We start from the raw sequence: 14,805 nt of genomic DNA, 5'->3' as shown, positions 1-14,805 counted from the left end.
GGCGTCAGGTCTGGTCGCGCTCGCCGATGGCGCGGCCGCCGGGCGCGTAGGTGTCTTCCTGGTCGGCCGCGTAGGCGGTGGCCCAGCCCCAGGCCGGAGACCCGTAGCCGCGCCGCTCCACGCGCTCGGTGTAGATGTCGGCAAGCTCGTCGATGTCCCCCGCCATCAGGGAGCGGGTGGAGCACATCTCGGCGCACAGGGGCAGCTTGCCCTCGGCCAAGCGGTTGGCGCCGTAAAGCGCGTACTCTTCCTCGCTGCCGTCCTCCTGGGGTCCGCCGGCGCAGAAGGTGCACTTGTCCATCTTGCCGCGCGAGCCGAAGGCCGTCGTCTGCGGGTACTGCGGCGCTCCGAAGGGGCAGGCATAGAAGCAGTAGCCGCAGCCGATGCACAGGTCCTTGGAATGAAGGACCACGCCGTCATCGGTGCGGTAGAAGCAGTCCGTCGGGCACACGGCGGCGCAAGGCGCGTCTTCGCAATGCATGCACGCCATGGAAACCGAGCGTTCGCCCGCCTGGCCGTCCTGCATGGTGATGACGCGGCGGCGGTTCATGCCCCATGGCACCTCGTGTTCGTTCTTGCACGACGTGACGCAGGCGTTGCACTCGATGCAGCGCTCGGAGTCGCAGAGAAACGCCATCTTCGGCATGGGCTGTCCTTCCTCAGGCTTTCTCGACCCGACACAGCGTCACCTTGGTCTCCTGCATGTAGGTGACGGGATCGTAGCCGTAGGTGGTGATGCCGTTGCACGGCTCGCCGAGCACGATGGGGTCGGTGCCGGGCGGATAGGCGTCGCGCAGGTCCTCGCCCTGCCAGTGGCCGCTGAAGTGGAACGGCATGAACACGACGCCCCGGCCGACACGCTCGGTCACCAGCGCGCGGACGTAGACCTTTCCTTCCTCCGGGCCGTGGACCCAGACGTGCTCGCCGTCGCGGACGCCAAGGCGCTCCGCGTCATGGGTGTTCAGTTCGACGAACATCGACTGCTGCAACTCGGCCAGCCAGGGGTTCGAGCGCGTCTCCTCGCCGCCGCCCTCGTACTCGACCAGGCGGCCGGAGGTGAAGATGAACGGGAACTGCCCGGGCACGTCGGCCTCCAGCATCGCCATCTGGACCGAGCGGTTGAGATGCGGCAGCCGGAACTCCCGCCGATCCTCGATGGCCGGGAACTGGCGCACCAGCTCCGGGCGCGGGCTGTAGACGGGTTCGCGGTGGATGGGCACGGGGTCGGGCAGGTTCCAGGCCACGCTGCGCGCCTTGGCGTTGCCGTAGGGGACGCAGCCGTGTCGCAGGGCGACGCGGATGATGCCCATGGACAGGTCGTTGGCCCACGACACACTGTCGATGTCGTCGCCGCCGATCTCCTCGATCACGCGGCGCTCGTCGGGCGTCAGTTCCTTGTCCCAGCCCAGCTTCTTCAGCACGGCCATGGTGAACTCGGGATAGCCGTCCCGGATTTCAGACCCCTTGGAGAAGCTGCCTTCCGCCAGAAGCGTCTCTCCGTCCCGCTCCACGCCGAAGCGGGCCCGGAAGGTGCCGCCGCCCTCCATGACGTGCTTGGAGGTATCGTAGAGCACCGGCGAGCCGGGGTGCTTCCACTCCGGGTAGCCCCAGCACGGCCACGGCAGGCCGAAATACTCGCCCTTCAGCGGCCCTTCGGTCGCCTGCATGGTGATGCGGTCGAAGGTGTGCTGGTATTTCATGTGCATCTTCAGCCGTTCCGGCGAGATGCCGGTGTAGCCGGTGGAGATGCAGCCGCGATTGATCTCGCGCAGGATGTCCTCGGCCACGGGCTGCGTGTCGTTCACGCCGATGTGCTTGAACATCTCGTCGGCGAAGCCAAGCTTCCGCGCCAGCAGGTACATGGTCCGGTAGTCGTCGCGGCTTTCGAAGATGGGCTCCACCACCTTCTGGCCCCACTGGACCGATCGGTTGGAGGCGACGCGGCTGCCGTCCATTTCGTACTGGGTGCAGGCCGGCAGGATGTAGCTGTTGTTCCGCCGCTGACGGATGGCGGCGAAGGTGGTCGGATGCGGATCGACAACCACCAGCAGGTCGAGTTGCGCCAGCCCCTCCAGCATGTCCGGCATGCGCGTCACCGTGTTGCCGCCGTGTCCCATGACCACGACGCCCCGGATGGGATGCGGCTGGTCCAGGTCCTCGGGCTCGGCCACGGCGGCGTCGAACCACCGGGTTGTCGGGATGCCCTTCGCCTCCATCAGCTCCTTGGAGGCGAAGCGGTCCAGCATGGTTTCGTAGGGCACGTCCCAGACGCGGCTGAAGTGCCGCCATGCGGCCTCGGACAATCCGTAGTAGGACGGCAGGGTGGAAACATCCAGGCCCATGTCCGTCGCGCCCTGCACGTTGGAGTGGCCGCGGTAGATGTTCGCGCCGCCGCCGGGAACGCCGATGTTGCCAAGCGCCAGTTGCAGGATGGAAAACGCGCGCACGTTGGCCGTGCCGACGGTCTTCTGCGTGGCGCCCATGCACCAGATCAGCGTCGCCGGACGGTTCTCAGCCATCTGCCTGGCAACCTGGAGGAGCTGCTCGCCGGGAACGCCCGACACCTCCTCCACCACGTCCGGCGTCCACTTGGCGACCTCGGCCCGGATGGCGTCCATGCCGTGGACCCGCTCGGCGATGTACTCCTTGTCCTCCCAGCCGTTCGCGAAGATGTGCCACAGGATGCCCCAGACCACGGGGATATCCGTGCCCGGTCGCAGGCGGACGAAATCGGTGGCGTGCGCGGCCGTGCGGGTGAAGCGCGGGTCGATGACGATGAACGGCGCGCGGTTGCGCTCCTTCGCGCGCAGCATGTGCTGCATGGCGACCGGATGCGCCTCCGCCGGGTTGCCGCCGATGATGACCAGGCAGTTGGAGTGCTGGATGTCGTTGTAGCTGTTGGTCATCGCGCCGTAGCCCCAGGTGTTGGCGACGCCGGCGACGGTGGTGGAATGGCAGATGCGGGCCTGATGGTCGACGTTGTTCGTGCCCCAGAAGGCGGCGAACTTGCGCAGGAGGTAGGCGGCCTCGTTGGTGAACTTGGCCGACCCGAGCCAGAACACGCTGTCGGGACCATACGTGGCGCGAATGGCGAGCAGCTTGTCGCCGATCTCCTCGATCGCCTGGTCCCAGCTCACCCGCTGCCATTCGCCGTCCACCAGCTTGAGCGGATATTTCACCCGCCGCTCGCCCTTGACCAGTTCCCGCACGCTCGCGCCCTTGGCGCAGTGGGTGCCCTGGTTGATGGGGCTGTCCCAGCCGGGCTCCTGCTGAACCCAGACGCCGTCCTGCACTTCCGCGACGACGGTGCAGCCGACGGAGCAGTGGCTGCACACCGACTTTTTCAGCTCCTTCGGCGTGCCCTCGGCGATGGGCGCGGCCTCGGCCTTGCGGACGACACCGGCGGAAAGGCCGCCCAGGCCCGACAAGCCGGCCGTCGCCAGGCCCGAAGCCTGGAGAAAGGATCGGCGGTTGAGACCCCGGCGGCCGCCATCCATGGGCAGCGTTGCCGTGAGGCCACCCGGCGCCGACGTCCCGGAGCGACGTTTCTTCAGCATGGACCGGGCCTCCTAAAGTCTGTTCAGGAAGTAGAAGCGCTTGACGTGGTCGTTCAGCCGGTAGCGCCCCTTCACCTGTTCCTCGGGCGCGGAAAAGGCCTCCGCGTCATCGCCTCCGCTCAGCACCACCGGCACGGCAGCCGCGGCCCCGGCGGCAGACAGTCCGGCGCCGCGCAGGAACCGGCGGCGCCTCGCATCAACAGGATCGTCGGGTCGATCGGTCATGGCGATGCCTCCTCGGGCAGTGACAGGGCTTCCGCCTCGATGGCGAGGAACGCCCCGCCAAGGGCGCCCACGGCGGGATAGAAGGCGGCGTCCTCGGCGCGCGCGATGTCGCGCATGAAGAATGGGAGCCAGGGCTGCAGGTGGGTGCGGAAGACGGCGGCCGGCGCATTGTCCCGGCCTTCTCTGCCCGCGTCCTCCAGCAGTTCCGCCATGACGGCGAGCATGACCCCGGCGTGATCCTCGGGTTCCCGGACCGGCGCTTCGCGCTCAAGGCCCAGGCGCGCCATCTCCTGGCGGAACCGGATGAGGGGCTTTCCGTAAAGGTGGCCCTCAAGGTAATGCGAGGCGTAGGGCACGAATTCTCCGCGCTCCAGGCCGATGAAAAGCCGGTTGTACTCGCGCTCGGCCATCGCGGGTGTCGTGCTGCCGGCCGCCGTGGCAAGGGCGCCGATCGCATCGGCCAGCGGCGTTTGCGGCTCGGCGCGCAGGCCCGCGACGACAGCCAGCAGATCCGCCGGTGGCGGCCGGATCAGCAGCGTCGCGAGCAGCCCGTAGAACTGGGCGCGCGTGAGGTCTAGCTGTTTGACATCGTCTTCCATGCGGCCGATCCGTCGCCTGCCGTTCCTCTTGGGAAGTGGGGTCAGAACGCGGCTCCGGGGGAAAAAGTTGAAAAAGAAAAAGGTGGCCGGGTGAAACGTTCATCCCCGTTTCGGGCGTTGAGCGAAAGACCATGAGGATGAGACCCATGATGACGCTGAAGATGACGAAGGCGACGGTCCTCGCCCTTCTGCTGGCTGTCTCACCCGCTGCGCTGGCGGCGCAAGGGGCAGCCGATGCGCAGGCGGTGGACCAGCCCGCGCCGAACTGGCCGCCCGGAGTCGAGAATTGGGACTCCAAGAAGCGCGACCCGGCGAACGTCAATCCCGACGCCGCGGAGAAGCGCGGACTGACGGCTCCCGAGGTCCAGGAAAACGCCCCGCCGCCGCCGGAGGAACAGGGCGTGCGGGCACCCCGGCCGCTTCTCGGCCCCGAGGAGCAGGAGCAGATGAGCCTCTACGAGATGCTCAACCTGGTGCGCGGCGCGCCGCCTGGCCTCGACGGCAAGGCGGTTCAGCGTCCCAACGCGCTCGGCAGCGAGCCGACGACCGAGATGCAGCCGATCGGCGGGCCGGACGATCTGTTCCCGGAAGGATATGTGGAATGACCGCCGAGCGCTTCCCCGTGGCCGTCGTGGCCGAGCGCCGCCCGTGCCGCAGTCCCTGGCTCGATCATGTGGCGCGTGTCGACGCCGTGCTTCCCGCGGCGGTGGACTGCGCCCCCTGGACCCCGCTGGGCGAGGAGGCCGGGGCGATGCGTTTCTTCGCCGGCAATACCGACATCGTGGCGCGGAAAGCCGACACGAAGAACTACAAGGACAACCTGGAGGCGCCGCAACCGGCCGTCTACGTCGTGCTCCGCAAGGGCGCCACGCCGCTCGGCTGGTCGCTCCTGCTGGCGACGGCCGACCCGGCAGAGGCCCAGGCCCATGGGGAATGCGGCGACGACCTGCTGGAGGCGGTGGCCATGCCGCCCGAGGTGCGCGATTGGCTGACGGACTTCGTCACCCGCCACCATGTGGAGCGGAAACAGTGGAAACGCCGCCGTGACCGCGTGGACCCGGAAGCCATGGCACCGCGGCATCCGGACTCGGAACGGGGGATCACGACGTGACGGAGTCATCGAAAGGATTTCTCGCCCGCTGGTCGCGCCTGAAGACGGAGCATGACGGCCCGCTCCCGGCACAGCCGCACGCCAACCCGGCCGAGGCTCCCCCCCACGAGCAAGCGGACGACGACGCCCCCTTCGACCCGGAGACCCTGCCGCCGCTGGAATTGCTGGACCGGGACAGCGACTACTCGGCCTTCCTGCACCGCAAGGTACCCGAGGCGCTGCGCAGGGCGGCGCTGCGCAAGGCGTGGACGAGCGATCCGGCGATAACGGGCTACAAGCCGCTGGTCGAATACGACTGGGACTGCAACGCGCCCGGCTACGCCGCCCTGCGCCCCGGCGAGAGCGAAAACGCGGTCAAGGCCGTGAAGGCCATGTTCGCCCACCTGCAACGGGAGCCTGAGGGACAGGAGACGTCGGACAGTCCGCCCTCGGACGAACCCGAAGCCGAAACATGAGGCGGGGCCGAGGCGCTTGATCGCTCTCGCCCATCGGGCCGATCTCCAAGTGGCTGCAAATTGAGCGATCCATCGCCACGCGCAGCGTTTGCGGAAGGCCGAGACAAGGCAGAGGGGCGCTTGTGAATGAGCGATGACGACGACGGCCGGGACGACCTCATCAGCGCCGACCAGTTGAACCAGGAGGAACTGCGGGCACTCTACATGGCCGAGCGCAGCCGGCGGGAGACGATCCGCTCGCAGCTCGCGGTGCCCGGATCGGTCGTCTCCTTCTCCATCTTCGGCTACATCTATTTCGCGCGCGAACTGGACGTGGGGCTGCTCCCGCAGCCGCTGACGGCCGTGATGGCGGCGCTCTGGCTGGCGTCTGTCCTCGCGCTGATGACCGCGGTCGCGTACCTCGTGCGGGTGGAGATCACCTTTCTTCGGCATGGCCCACGCCAGACGGAGCGGACGGCGGCCTATGTCAGCGAGTACGACTTCTTTCAGCGCGCCTTCGAGGCGACACGCGACCGCAACGACCGCGCCACCACCATGCGCGCCAGGGGCCTGCTCATGATGCTGCTGGCCCTTGCCCTTTTCGTCATCGCCGTGACGCTCCTGCCCTTCCATTTGGCGTCGCCCGAGTGGCAGGAGCCCTCGAAGCGCGATCAGGTGGCCGCGACGACGGAGCCGAGATGATGGCGGCGCCCATCGCTCTCCTCGACGGGTCTCCGGCGGGCCGGCCACGGCGCGGTGGTGGGCCTGCGCCGTCATCCGGGCACGGCTGTGGCGGCACGCATCGGGCGCGTGCCGCCACTGGTTCCGATGAACCGACCCTTTCGGTCAGCCCGCGAACAGCTCCGTGCGGACCGCCCAGCCGCGGCTGCGGCAGCGGCCGGCGACGTCCTCAATCATGCCGCGCGGCGCGCAGATGAAGCAGGAGAGCGACGGGCTGCCCTCGGCGATCCGGTCCAGCAGATGCGGCCAGTCGGGCCGTCCGCGCTGCACGGCGATGTCGGCCGGCGCCTCGATCGCCGGCATCTTCGCGGCGTCGCCCGTCAGATAGACGTGCCAGTGCAGGCTTATGCCCCGGGTGGAGGCGAGGCGTTCGGCCACCGGCTCGATCCACTTGAGCATGGAAGCGTCCCGCATGGCCCACACCACATGGACATGCCGCGGCTTTTCATCGGCCGACGCCAGATGGCGGAGCAGTCCGAGGAACGGCGCGAACCCGACACCGCCGGCAACCAGCAGCCAGTCCCGGCGCTGAAGGGCCTGGGCGGCCGGGCTGGCAAAGGGACCCCGAACGTCCACTTCAAGCCTCCGCTCCGTCCGGTCGGCGACGAGCCTGTCAAGCTGCTGCGTCCAGTCACCGGCGACGCGGATCTTGAGGACGATGTCGTCGCCCTCTTCCGGGTGTCCGGTCAGGGAGAAGGCGTGCCATTCGTCGCTGCCGAAGTCGCGGACGCGCACCTGCACGTAGTGCCCGGCGGCGATCGTCATGCCCTGCGGCCGGGCGATGTTCATCCGCAGCATCCCGTCGCTGAAGCGCGTCAGCGTCGCCGGGCGGTTGCGGTAAAGCCGGCGATGGCGCGACAGGTAGACTTCCACGACCAGCACCAGGATCGGCGCGACGATCCAGCTCAGGCTCGGAATGTGCAGCAACGCCAGCAGCGCCGCCACGTAACCCAGGCGATGGGTCACCTGGTAGACATGGTGCGCCCTGCGTCGCACCGCCGCCAGCGAGGTCGCCCACAGGGCGGCGAACAGCACCAGCATCAGCAGGCCGCTGACGACGATGCGGAACTGCCGCGACTCCACGCCCTGCCGGGCCCACGAGACCACCTCCTCATAGTTGGTCATGGGCAGGTGGTTGACCGCATAGCTGCGGGTGGCCGTAGGGTTGTGGCACTTGGCGCAGTCGCGCTGGATGATCGGATGCACCTCCGTCTCGTAGACGCCGACCGGCATGCCGGTGCCGATCCACCGCTCGACTGTCGCGATGTCGGCGTCATCGGTGACGTAGTCGTACATGGTGGTGCGCATCGACCGCACGAGGTCCGGCTCCTCGCCGAACAGCACGTCGGTGAAGGGGGCGTTCAGGGTGCCGAAGTAGACCAGATACTGGCTGCCGTGGATCAGCGCCAGCGCCATCAGCAGGTGGCCAAGCCAGCGGTGGGCGGCACGGGCCCCTTCAAGCGGCAGGAAACGGCCAAAGCGCGACGCCTCCACCACCGTCGTGACGTTGCGCAGCACCGGCAGCCACATCACGGCGAGCACGGGCAGCAGCGCATAGGCGGCGGCGCGTCCGATCTGAAGGAAGATATTGGTCGTGTCGTTCGAGTCGTAAGTGAAGCCGAGCCAGGCCTGCCAGGCGACCACGGCGAAGAAGGCCGCGAGCCAGGGCAGACCGAGCCATACCTCCGGCCGCCCGGAGGCGGCGCGGGCGAGGCGGGTCGTCCGGGGGGCGGCGGCGAGTGTTGCCGTGTTCATCGACGGGCCTCCTGCTCGCTGCCGTCCAGGCCGGCCGTGTATGCCGGCTCGAACGTCATCGTGATCGCCTTGCGGTGGTAGAGGTGGTTGATCTGCGTGTTATCGAACACGCCGACGCCGAAGTGATAGGGCTTCGAAAGGTCGGTGAACTGCACGTCGTGCATGTCCGAGCCCTCGCCCGTCGTCACCAGCGCGCGACGGATTTCGAGCGTCCACTCGCCGTCGTGCCAGCGGCCGGTGGCGGTCACGTCGGCTTCCGGTCCGATAAAGGGCGCCGCGACCACGCCGCCCAGCATGTCGCCGGCCTTGAAACGGCTGTCATCGAAGGGGACCTTCTCGGCGTCGAGCACGTAATTGCTGTCGCCGCCCCTGGCGCTCATCCACGCCGGGCCGGTCTTGTCGGCGTTGATGTTGGTGAAGTAGCCGCCGCCGTGCTTGATGTCGGAGTTGCGGCCCCAATTGCCCGGGCCATCCTTGCGGTCGTCATTGACGAACTGGTCGTCCGCCTGGCCCACGGGATTCGTGCGGGCGCTCTTCCAGTGCCACATGTCCAGCGTTTCGCCCGGCTGGTCGGTGTAGTGCCGCCCGGCCGAGCTGTCCCGCACACCGTCGAGCCAGCCGTCGGCGGCGATGTGGCACGACATGTCGCAGCCCTTCTTCTCGAAGCCGCGCTCGTTGATGTGCCAGAACACCGAGAGCTTGTCTTCGTACCAGTCGTTCTCGTGCCCGGTGCTGTCAAGCGCCTTCATCTGCTTCCAGCCGCCGTCGGCCTGCTTGACCCAGGGCCAGCGCGCCGTGCTCAGCGTGGGATCGGCCCAGCGGAACAGCATGTAGAGATGGCCTTCGTCGTGCAGCGACCGGATTTCAACATCCGTGGCGTCGATGCCCCGATAGCCGGTGTCGGGCTTGTAGGGGAGTTCGTCGACGGTGACGATCAGCGGCGCCGCCGCCGCCCACTCGCCGCCATCCTTGCCATCGACGGCGACGGACCCGGCGGTTCGGTAAGAAACCAGATGCAAACCGGAGTCCACGCCGGCGGGCGCCTCCCCGTCTCCGGCAGCCAACGCCGGCCCCGCCGCCACCGCGACGGCAGCCAGCGCCACCTGTGTGATTACCCTCTCGTACAGCACCATGGGCGACACCCCTCCATGCTTTCGGCCCGCGGCCGTCATCAACCACAATTAGAATTGCAAATGATCCGCATTTGCCTGAGAGCATCCACATACCGTGTAAGGACCTTCCCCGCAACCGCTTCTTAATTGCACATGGCGAGCAGCCGCCTCCCGTGCCCAGACCCCTCCGGCGATCGGTCCGGCGGGGTGGCGGTCGCGTACCATCCGGACACGCGCCGCGCGCCGGGTGGCCTTGCGGCCGCCCGGATCTGCCGCCTCGCGAGGCCGGTCAGCAATTCGCGGATTGGGGCTCGGCTTCGGCCATTGAGGGTGGTGTTCCGCCGGCACGGGGAAACACGGCCAGGGGATGGGTGGACTCGACATGCAGTCGGACACGGTCGCCCGGTGCCAGGCGCATCTCGTGATTTGTGCGCACCTTGACCAGCGGGCCGGCTCCGCCCTCGCCGACGGTAACGCCGTAGAGGCGCGTCCCGCCTTCATATCTTGCCCAGGCGATCGTCGCCGGTGCCAGCGCATCCCGCCTGAGCGACAGATCATCGGGCCGGAAGAGCACATCCACGGCACGTCCCACAGCCGCGATGCGGCGATCGCCGGCAACGGGGCCGACAGCCGTGTGCACTATCACCCCATCGTCAGCCACGTCGCCGGGCAGGAAGGAAGCTTCGCCCAGGAATTCGGCGACGAAGCGGGTGGCGGGGTCGCAGAAGCACACATCAGGCGGGGCAAGCTGCTCCAGGGTGCCGCCGTTCATGACTCCGACGCGGTCGCCGATCGAGAGCGCCTCGTTCTGGTCGTGGGTCACCCAGATGGCGGGCACCCTGGCCTCCTTCAGCGTCTCGTGGATGTCCCACCGCAGGCTGTCCTTGAGAGAGGCATCCAGGTTGGACAGCGGCTCGTCGAGCAGCACCAGCCCCGGCTCGTGGGCGAGGCAGCGGGCGAGCGCCACGCGCTGCTTCTGGCCGCCGGACAGGGTGCCGGGCATGGCGTCGCGATGCGCCTCCAACCCCAGCCAGCGCAGCCACCGGTCAACCGGCGCGGACCGCTCCAGCCGGAACCCGACATTCTGCGCCACCGTCAGGTGCGGAAAGAGCGCGAAGTCCTGGAACACCATGCCGATGTTGCGCTTGTCCGGCGGAACGAACGAACCGCCGCTGACACGGCGGCCGCCGATGAAGATTTCACCGCCGCAAGCCTCCTCCAGTCCGGCCACGACGCGCAGGGTCGTGCTCTTGCCGCAGCCGGTGGGGCCAAGCAGCGTCACGATCTCTCCGTCGTCCACATGCAGGCTGAGATCGCGCACCGCGAGGGTGCCGCCATAGCTGACCGTCAGGTTCCGAATTTCAAGCATCCAGCGTTTGCCTCGCCTCAGTCCTTCTCGCCGCGCAACATGATCACCACCGCCACGGCGGAAACAGCCACCAGCAGGACCGCCGGCACGGCGCCGAGACCGAAATGGCCCGCCTCGTACACCCGCCAAAGATACGTGGCGAGGGTATCGAAGCCCGTCGGACGCAACAACAGAGTGGCCGGCAGTTCGCGCATCACCTCCAGGAAGACGAGCGCGGCGCCGGCGAGAATGCCGGGCAGCGCCAGCGGCAGGGTGACGCGCCGGAACGTCTCCACCGGACCCGCGCCCAGCAGGCGGGCCGCCCCGGCCACGTTGCCGCCCGCCCGGTCCAGCGTCGACCGCGTGTTGCCGACGGCAAGCGGCAGGAACCGGATCACGTAGGCCAGGACCAGCAGCGCCAGCGACTGATACAGAAAGCCGGAGTAGAGGCCCACCACCACAAGCGCCGTGCCCAGCACGATCCCTGGCACGCCGAAGCCGACGTAGGTGACGCGCTCCAGCAGCCGGCCGAAACGCCCCTGCGACGCCGCTACCGCCACGGGCAACGCGGCGGCCACGGCGGCGACCGCGGCGAGAAGCGAGGCATAGGTGGAATTGACGACATAGTCGGGGCTGAAGGCGCCGGCCCCCTCGCGCATCAGCCATGATGCGAACAGGCCAACCGGCACCAGAATGGCCGTCCCGCTGACGACCAGCGCGCCGGCCATGCTCGCGGCCTTGACCGTCCGGGACAGGCGCATGCGAAACGGCCGCCCCGGTGCTTCGCGGACCGCCCCCACGCGGGCTTCGAGCCACAGGATGACCGCCACCAGGGCCAGCAGGTAAAGGGACAGGAGGGCGGCGCGGTCGAGACCGAAGGCGTTGTACTCGACGAAGATCACGCGGGTGAAGGTGTCCAGCCGCATGATCGCCGGCGTGCCGAAGTCGGACAGCGCATACAGCGCCGCCAGAAGGGCGCCGACCGCAATGCCGTTCTTCACGCGCGGCAGCACCACCTGCGCCAGCGCGGCCCGAAGCGGCAGGCCGAGCAGCCGCGCCGCCTCCACCGCGCTGCCGTCCAGGTTCCGCAGCGCGGCCCGCGTCGTCAGGAAGACAAAGGGGTACGTATAGAGCGTCATCACCAGCGCCGCCCCCGGCAGGCCGGTGACAGTGGGCAGGGCGAGGCCGGTCAGCGTGTCGATCTCGCCGCCCGGCCCGAAGCCGGCGAAAAAGGCGAACGCGCCCACGTAACTGGGAATGGCCAGCGGCGCCGCCAGCAGGCCGGTCCAGAACCGCCGCGCCGGCAGGTCTCCGTAGGCCACCACGAACGCGAGCGGCACTCCGATCAGCACCGAGCCCCCGGCCGTCAGGGCCGCCAGCAGCACCGTGTTGAGCACGATCTCGCCCGTCCGGCCGGAAAGGGCCACGTCAGCCCCCAGGCCGAGATAGGCAAGCACCCCGACCGGCAGCACCACCGCCGCCGCGACCAGCGCGCTCAGGATGAGCGGCACCGAAAGGCGTCGGCGCGCTTTCCAGGGCCTTCCGCCATTCCTCACAGCACCCCCGTTTCCCGCAGCAGATCCAGGGTCGGCTGCACGTCCGAAAGCCGTGTCAGATCGATCTTCGGCGGGTGGAGGTCGTCCTGCGGCGGCAGAGCCCCGGGCGTGGGCACGCCCGGCACCATGGGTATCTCGAAGGCCTCCCGCGACAGGTAGGACTGCACCTCCTTCGACAGCAGGTAGCGGATGAAGTCGACCTGCAGATCGCCCTCCCGCAGCAGCACCACGCCGGAGGTGTTCATCAACGACCCGGCATCATCGCGGGTGAAGGTGATGCCGACGTCCGCCTCCGGCTTTCCCTGCTTCAGGCGCAGCGTGTAGTAGTGGTTGGCGAAGGCGACATCGACGTCGCCCCGCTCCACGGCCATCACCGCGCCCAGCTCTCCGGCGAACTCGGTGGCCCGTGGCTTTATGCCCCTGATCCAGGCGCGGGCCGCATCCTCGCCTTCCAGAAGACGCATGGCCGTGAGGAACGACTGGAAGGCCCCGTAGGCGGGAGCCCAACCGATGCTCAGGTCGCTGTCGGCGTACGCCATGATCGACGACGGCAAGGCCGCGGCATCCAGCCTCGCGGGGTTGTAGACCACCGTGCGGATGCGACCGGACAGCGGCGCAAGCCCCGGATAGCGGAAGGCGGGATCGACCAGGGCATGCAGCCTTTCCGGAACCGGCCGCGCCATGCCCTCGCCGATCACCACGCCGAGCGTGCTGGCGTCGATCGACCAGAACAGGTCGGCCCGAGGTCCGCCGAACCGGTTCTCCTGGATCAACGTGTTGGCGAGAGAGGCCGCGGGAGCCCGCCTCACGGACAATTCCAGGGCCGGGTTCCTCTTGCGGATGGCGTCGATCACCTCGGTGTACAGCCCGCCCTCGCCCCGTCCCATGTAGACGGTCAGGCTGCCGCGAAGCGGCGGGAGGTCATCGACGGACTCCGCGCCCGTCTGGACCGCGCGGGCCGGCCTGATGCCCCGGAGAGGACCAGCCGCTCCGAGGGCACCCAGTGCGACGGCGCCTTTCACAAACGTCCGCCGTTCCATCTTAGAATACGTCTCCCTTGTCGTTCTCGGCCTTGGCCAGCAGATCCTCGGCCCTGTGCAGCTTCTCCATCATCGCGTTGACCTGACCGCGAATGTCCTCGACCGAAGCGCCCCGGTTGATCAGGTTCGGCAGGGCGCCGTTGAAGTCCTCCTCCAGGGTGGTGACCAACGCGGCATCCTGCTCGATCAGTGCCCCTTCGATGCCCTCGAAATAGTTGAAGTAGGCGTCGTGGATCAGGGCCTTCGCATCATCGGCATGGCCTTCCTGGTATTTGGCCACGGCCTGCGACAGGCGGTCCTCGATGGCATGGATTGGATCGTCGGCGGGCGCACCGCGGCCAGCCAAATCCGGCCCCTCCCCGATCTCATGCTGATAGGTGGCCAGCCGCAGGGCCCCGAGCCCCTCGTGCAGTGCGACCGAGGTCTGCTCAGCGGCCGAGGCGACGGCGTCGGCGGACGCCGTTTCGGCGGCTGCGTCCCGCAGGGCATAGATGCCTTCCCAGATGGGCGGGTAAAGCGGCGTCGCCACCACCTCGATTGCACCGTGCACCTTGACGTCCTCCCAGACCTCGACGAGGCGGTCGACATCGGCTTCATCGAAGGCGCCGGCTTCTGCTTCCGCCACAAGGTCGTCCAGCGCGCTGTTCATGCGGTCGACGCCGGCGGCGTACTCGTCCATGTGCTTCCAGTAGGTCTGCACATGCTCGCCTATTTCGCCATCTGCGAATGCTTGCGCCGGCAATACGAGCGCTCCGACGGCAGCCGCGATCAGCGAGCGGGTCCGGGTTCTGCGATGGGTCATCACGGGTCATTCTCTCCTTGCAGCGGTAGCGGTGCGGGCTTCCGAAGCGCCGCCCGTACCGGACGTTAGCAACGTGCGAACGCTATTGAGAATGACTCGCGTTAAATTCGGCTCCTTTTCCGCCCGTGCCGCGCCGGCAGGAAGACCGGGCAGAACGTCGGCGTCATTGCCGCGTGGACGCCGGTTCCCTCCGGCGGATGCACCCGTCGGGACGTGCTCGATCAGGACGCGCCGCGCGTCATCCAGTCGCCCAGGCCAAGGACGATCAGAAAGCCGACCCACATCACCGCCGCCAGCGCGAACAGGCGGAGCATGGGCGTCGCCTCGCGCAGGTGCATGAAGACCCACAGGATGAGGACCGTCTTCGCGATGGCGATGGACAGGTTGGCGACCACGTTCCCCCACCCCAGGTCCACCATCGCCACGGCCAGCGTCAGTCCCAGCAATGCCATGAGGCCGCCGTAGACCTTGAAGATCAGGCGGCGCTCGTGCCGCGCGTCCTGGTCGTTCAAAGCATCGGACATG

The 14,805-nt window shown here is 68.2% G+C and carries 15 protein-coding genes; 4 read left to right on the top strand and 11 right to left on the bottom strand.

The genetic code is table 11. From position 1 onward, the window contains the following. Window positions 1–4: 4 nt before the first annotated feature. Genes fdh3B through LG334_RS04740 form a run of 4 tightly spaced genes read right to left on the bottom strand, consistent with a single transcriptional unit; the run spans window position 5 to window position 4,381 of the window. A complete protein-coding gene (gene fdh3B / locus LG334_RS04755) occupies window positions 5–646 on the bottom strand; it encodes a formate dehydrogenase FDH3 subunit beta (RefSeq protein WP_404383795.1) in 642 nt (213 codons plus the stop codon). Between the two features lie 13 nt (window positions 647–659). Further along, window positions 660–3,557 carry a formate dehydrogenase subunit alpha gene (locus tag LG334_RS04750; protein WP_404383793.1) on the bottom strand — a complete coding sequence of 966 codons (2,898 nt, stop codon included), beginning with the start codon at window positions 3,555–3,557 and terminating at the stop codon, window positions 660–662. A gap of 12 nt (window positions 3,558–3,569) precedes the next feature. Further along, window positions 3,570–3,782 (bottom strand): hypothetical protein, encoded by a 213-nt coding sequence (locus tag LG334_RS04745; protein WP_404383791.1) that lies wholly within the window; start codon window positions 3,780–3,782, stop codon window positions 3,570–3,572. After that, window positions 3,779–4,381, bottom strand: a complete 603-nt coding sequence (locus LG334_RS04740) for a molecular chaperone (RefSeq protein ID WP_404383789.1) — start codon at window positions 4,379–4,381, stop codon at window positions 3,779–3,781. The genes LG334_RS04745 and LG334_RS04740 overlap by 4 nt, the downstream gene beginning before the upstream one ends. Before the next feature lie 146 nt (window positions 4,382–4,527). Between LG334_RS04740 and LG334_RS04735 the strand changes: the two genes are divergently transcribed. The 4 genes from LG334_RS04735 to LG334_RS04720 all read left to right on the top strand — a co-directional run bounded on the left by LG334_RS04735 (window position 4,528) and on the right by LG334_RS04720 (window position 6,628). Continuing rightward, window positions 4,528–4,986: a hypothetical protein gene (locus LG334_RS04735; RefSeq protein ID WP_404383787.1), complete on the top strand. Its 459-nt coding sequence runs from the start codon at window positions 4,528–4,530 to the stop codon at window positions 4,984–4,986. Then, complete coding sequence (locus LG334_RS04730; protein ID WP_404383785.1) at window positions 4,983–5,492, top strand: DUF3305 domain-containing protein; 510 nt, start codon at window positions 4,983–4,985, stop codon at window positions 5,490–5,492. The genes LG334_RS04735 and LG334_RS04730 overlap by 4 nt, the downstream gene beginning before the upstream one ends. Then, window positions 5,489–5,947, top strand: a complete 459-nt coding sequence (locus LG334_RS04725) for a DUF3306 domain-containing protein (protein ID WP_404383783.1) — start codon at window positions 5,489–5,491, stop codon at window positions 5,945–5,947. The genes LG334_RS04730 and LG334_RS04725 overlap by 4 nt, the downstream gene beginning before the upstream one ends. A gap of 126 nt (window positions 5,948–6,073) precedes the next feature. Next, window positions 6,074–6,628, top strand: a complete 555-nt coding sequence (locus LG334_RS04720; RefSeq protein ID WP_404383781.1) for a hypothetical protein — start codon at window positions 6,074–6,076, stop codon at window positions 6,626–6,628. A gap of 144 nt (window positions 6,629–6,772) precedes the next feature. On the opposite strand, the gene LG334_RS04715 is transcribed toward LG334_RS04720, so the two are convergent. The 7 genes from LG334_RS04715 to LG334_RS04685 form a co-directional block, all read right to left on the bottom strand. Next, window positions 6,773–8,422, bottom strand: a complete 1,650-nt coding sequence (locus tag LG334_RS04715) for a ferric reductase-like transmembrane domain-containing protein (RefSeq protein WP_404383779.1) — start codon at window positions 8,420–8,422, stop codon at window positions 6,773–6,775. Then, a complete protein-coding gene (locus LG334_RS04710; RefSeq protein ID WP_404383777.1) occupies window positions 8,419–9,555 on the bottom strand; it encodes an ethylbenzene dehydrogenase-related protein in 1,137 nt (378 codons plus the stop codon). Before LG334_RS04710 ends, LG334_RS04715 begins: the two co-directional genes overlap by 4 nt. Window positions 9,556–9,823: 268 nt before the next feature. After that, a complete protein-coding gene (locus LG334_RS04705) occupies window positions 9,824–10,903 on the bottom strand; it encodes an ABC transporter ATP-binding protein (protein WP_404383775.1) in 1,080 nt (359 codons plus the stop codon). A gap of 17 nt (window positions 10,904–10,920) precedes the next feature. Next, window positions 10,921–12,393, bottom strand: a complete 1,473-nt coding sequence (locus LG334_RS04700) for an ABC transporter permease (RefSeq protein ID WP_404383773.1) — start codon at window positions 12,391–12,393, stop codon at window positions 10,921–10,923. 41 nt (window positions 12,394–12,434) lie between these two features. Continuing rightward, window positions 12,435–13,325: a substrate-binding domain-containing protein gene (locus LG334_RS04695; protein WP_404383771.1), complete on the bottom strand. Its 891-nt coding sequence runs from the start codon at window positions 13,323–13,325 to the stop codon at window positions 12,435–12,437. 154 nt (window positions 13,326–13,479) lie between these two features. Beyond that, window positions 13,480–14,283 carry a hypothetical protein gene (locus tag LG334_RS04690; RefSeq protein ID WP_404383769.1) on the bottom strand — a complete coding sequence of 268 codons (804 nt, stop codon included), beginning with the start codon at window positions 14,281–14,283 and terminating at the stop codon, window positions 13,480–13,482. Window positions 14,284–14,501: 218 nt separating this feature from the next. Continuing rightward, on the bottom strand, window positions 14,502–14,804 hold the full coding sequence (locus LG334_RS04685) for a cytochrome C oxidase subunit IV family protein (RefSeq protein WP_404383767.1): 303 nt from the start codon (window positions 14,802–14,804) through the stop codon (window positions 14,502–14,504). Between the last annotated feature and the right edge of the window lies 1 nt (window position 14,805).

The sequence above is a fragment of the Caenispirillum salinarum genome, assembly GCF_044803115.1.
Classification (GTDB): domain Bacteria; phylum Pseudomonadota; class Alphaproteobacteria; order Rhodospirillales; family Rhodospirillaceae; genus Caenispirillum; species Caenispirillum salinarum_A.
This window is presented reverse-complemented; position numbering and strand designations above follow the sequence as displayed.

Coding starts and splice junctions, on each gene's coding strand:
- fdh3B (WP_404383795.1), bottom strand. CDS start 646: ATGCCGAAGATGGCGTTTCTCTGCGACTCCGAGCGCTGCATCGAGTGC.
- LG334_RS04750 (WP_404383793.1), bottom strand. CDS start 3,557: ATGCTGAAGAAACGTCGCTCCGGGACGTCGGCGCCGGGTGGCCTCACG.
- LG334_RS04745 (WP_404383791.1), bottom strand. CDS start 3,782: ATGACCGATCGACCCGACGATCCTGTTGATGCGAGGCGCCGCCGGTTC.
- LG334_RS04740 (WP_404383789.1), bottom strand. CDS start 4,381: ATGGAAGACGATGTCAAACAGCTAGACCTCACGCGCGCCCAGTTCTAC.
- LG334_RS04735 (WP_404383787.1), top strand. CDS start 4,528: ATGATGACGCTGAAGATGACGAAGGCGACGGTCCTCGCCCTTCTGCTG.
- LG334_RS04730 (WP_404383785.1), top strand. CDS start 4,983: ATGACCGCCGAGCGCTTCCCCGTGGCCGTCGTGGCCGAGCGCCGCCCG.
- LG334_RS04720 (WP_404383781.1), top strand. CDS start 6,074: ATGAGCGATGACGACGACGGCCGGGACGACCTCATCAGCGCCGACCAG.
- LG334_RS04715 (WP_404383779.1), bottom strand. CDS start 8,422: ATGAACACGGCAACACTCGCCGCCGCCCCCCGGACGACCCGCCTCGCC.
- LG334_RS04710 (WP_404383777.1), bottom strand. CDS start 9,555: ATGGTGCTGTACGAGAGGGTAATCACACAGGTGGCGCTGGCTGCCGTC.
- LG334_RS04705 (WP_404383775.1), bottom strand. CDS start 10,903: ATGCTTGAAATTCGGAACCTGACGGTCAGCTATGGCGGCACCCTCGCG.
- LG334_RS04695 (WP_404383771.1), bottom strand. CDS start 13,325: ATGGGACGGGGCGAGGGCGGGCTGTACACCGAGGTGATCGACGCCATC.
- LG334_RS04685 (WP_404383767.1), bottom strand. CDS start 14,804: ATGTCCGATGCTTTGAACGACCAGGACGCGCGGCACGAGCGCCGCCTG.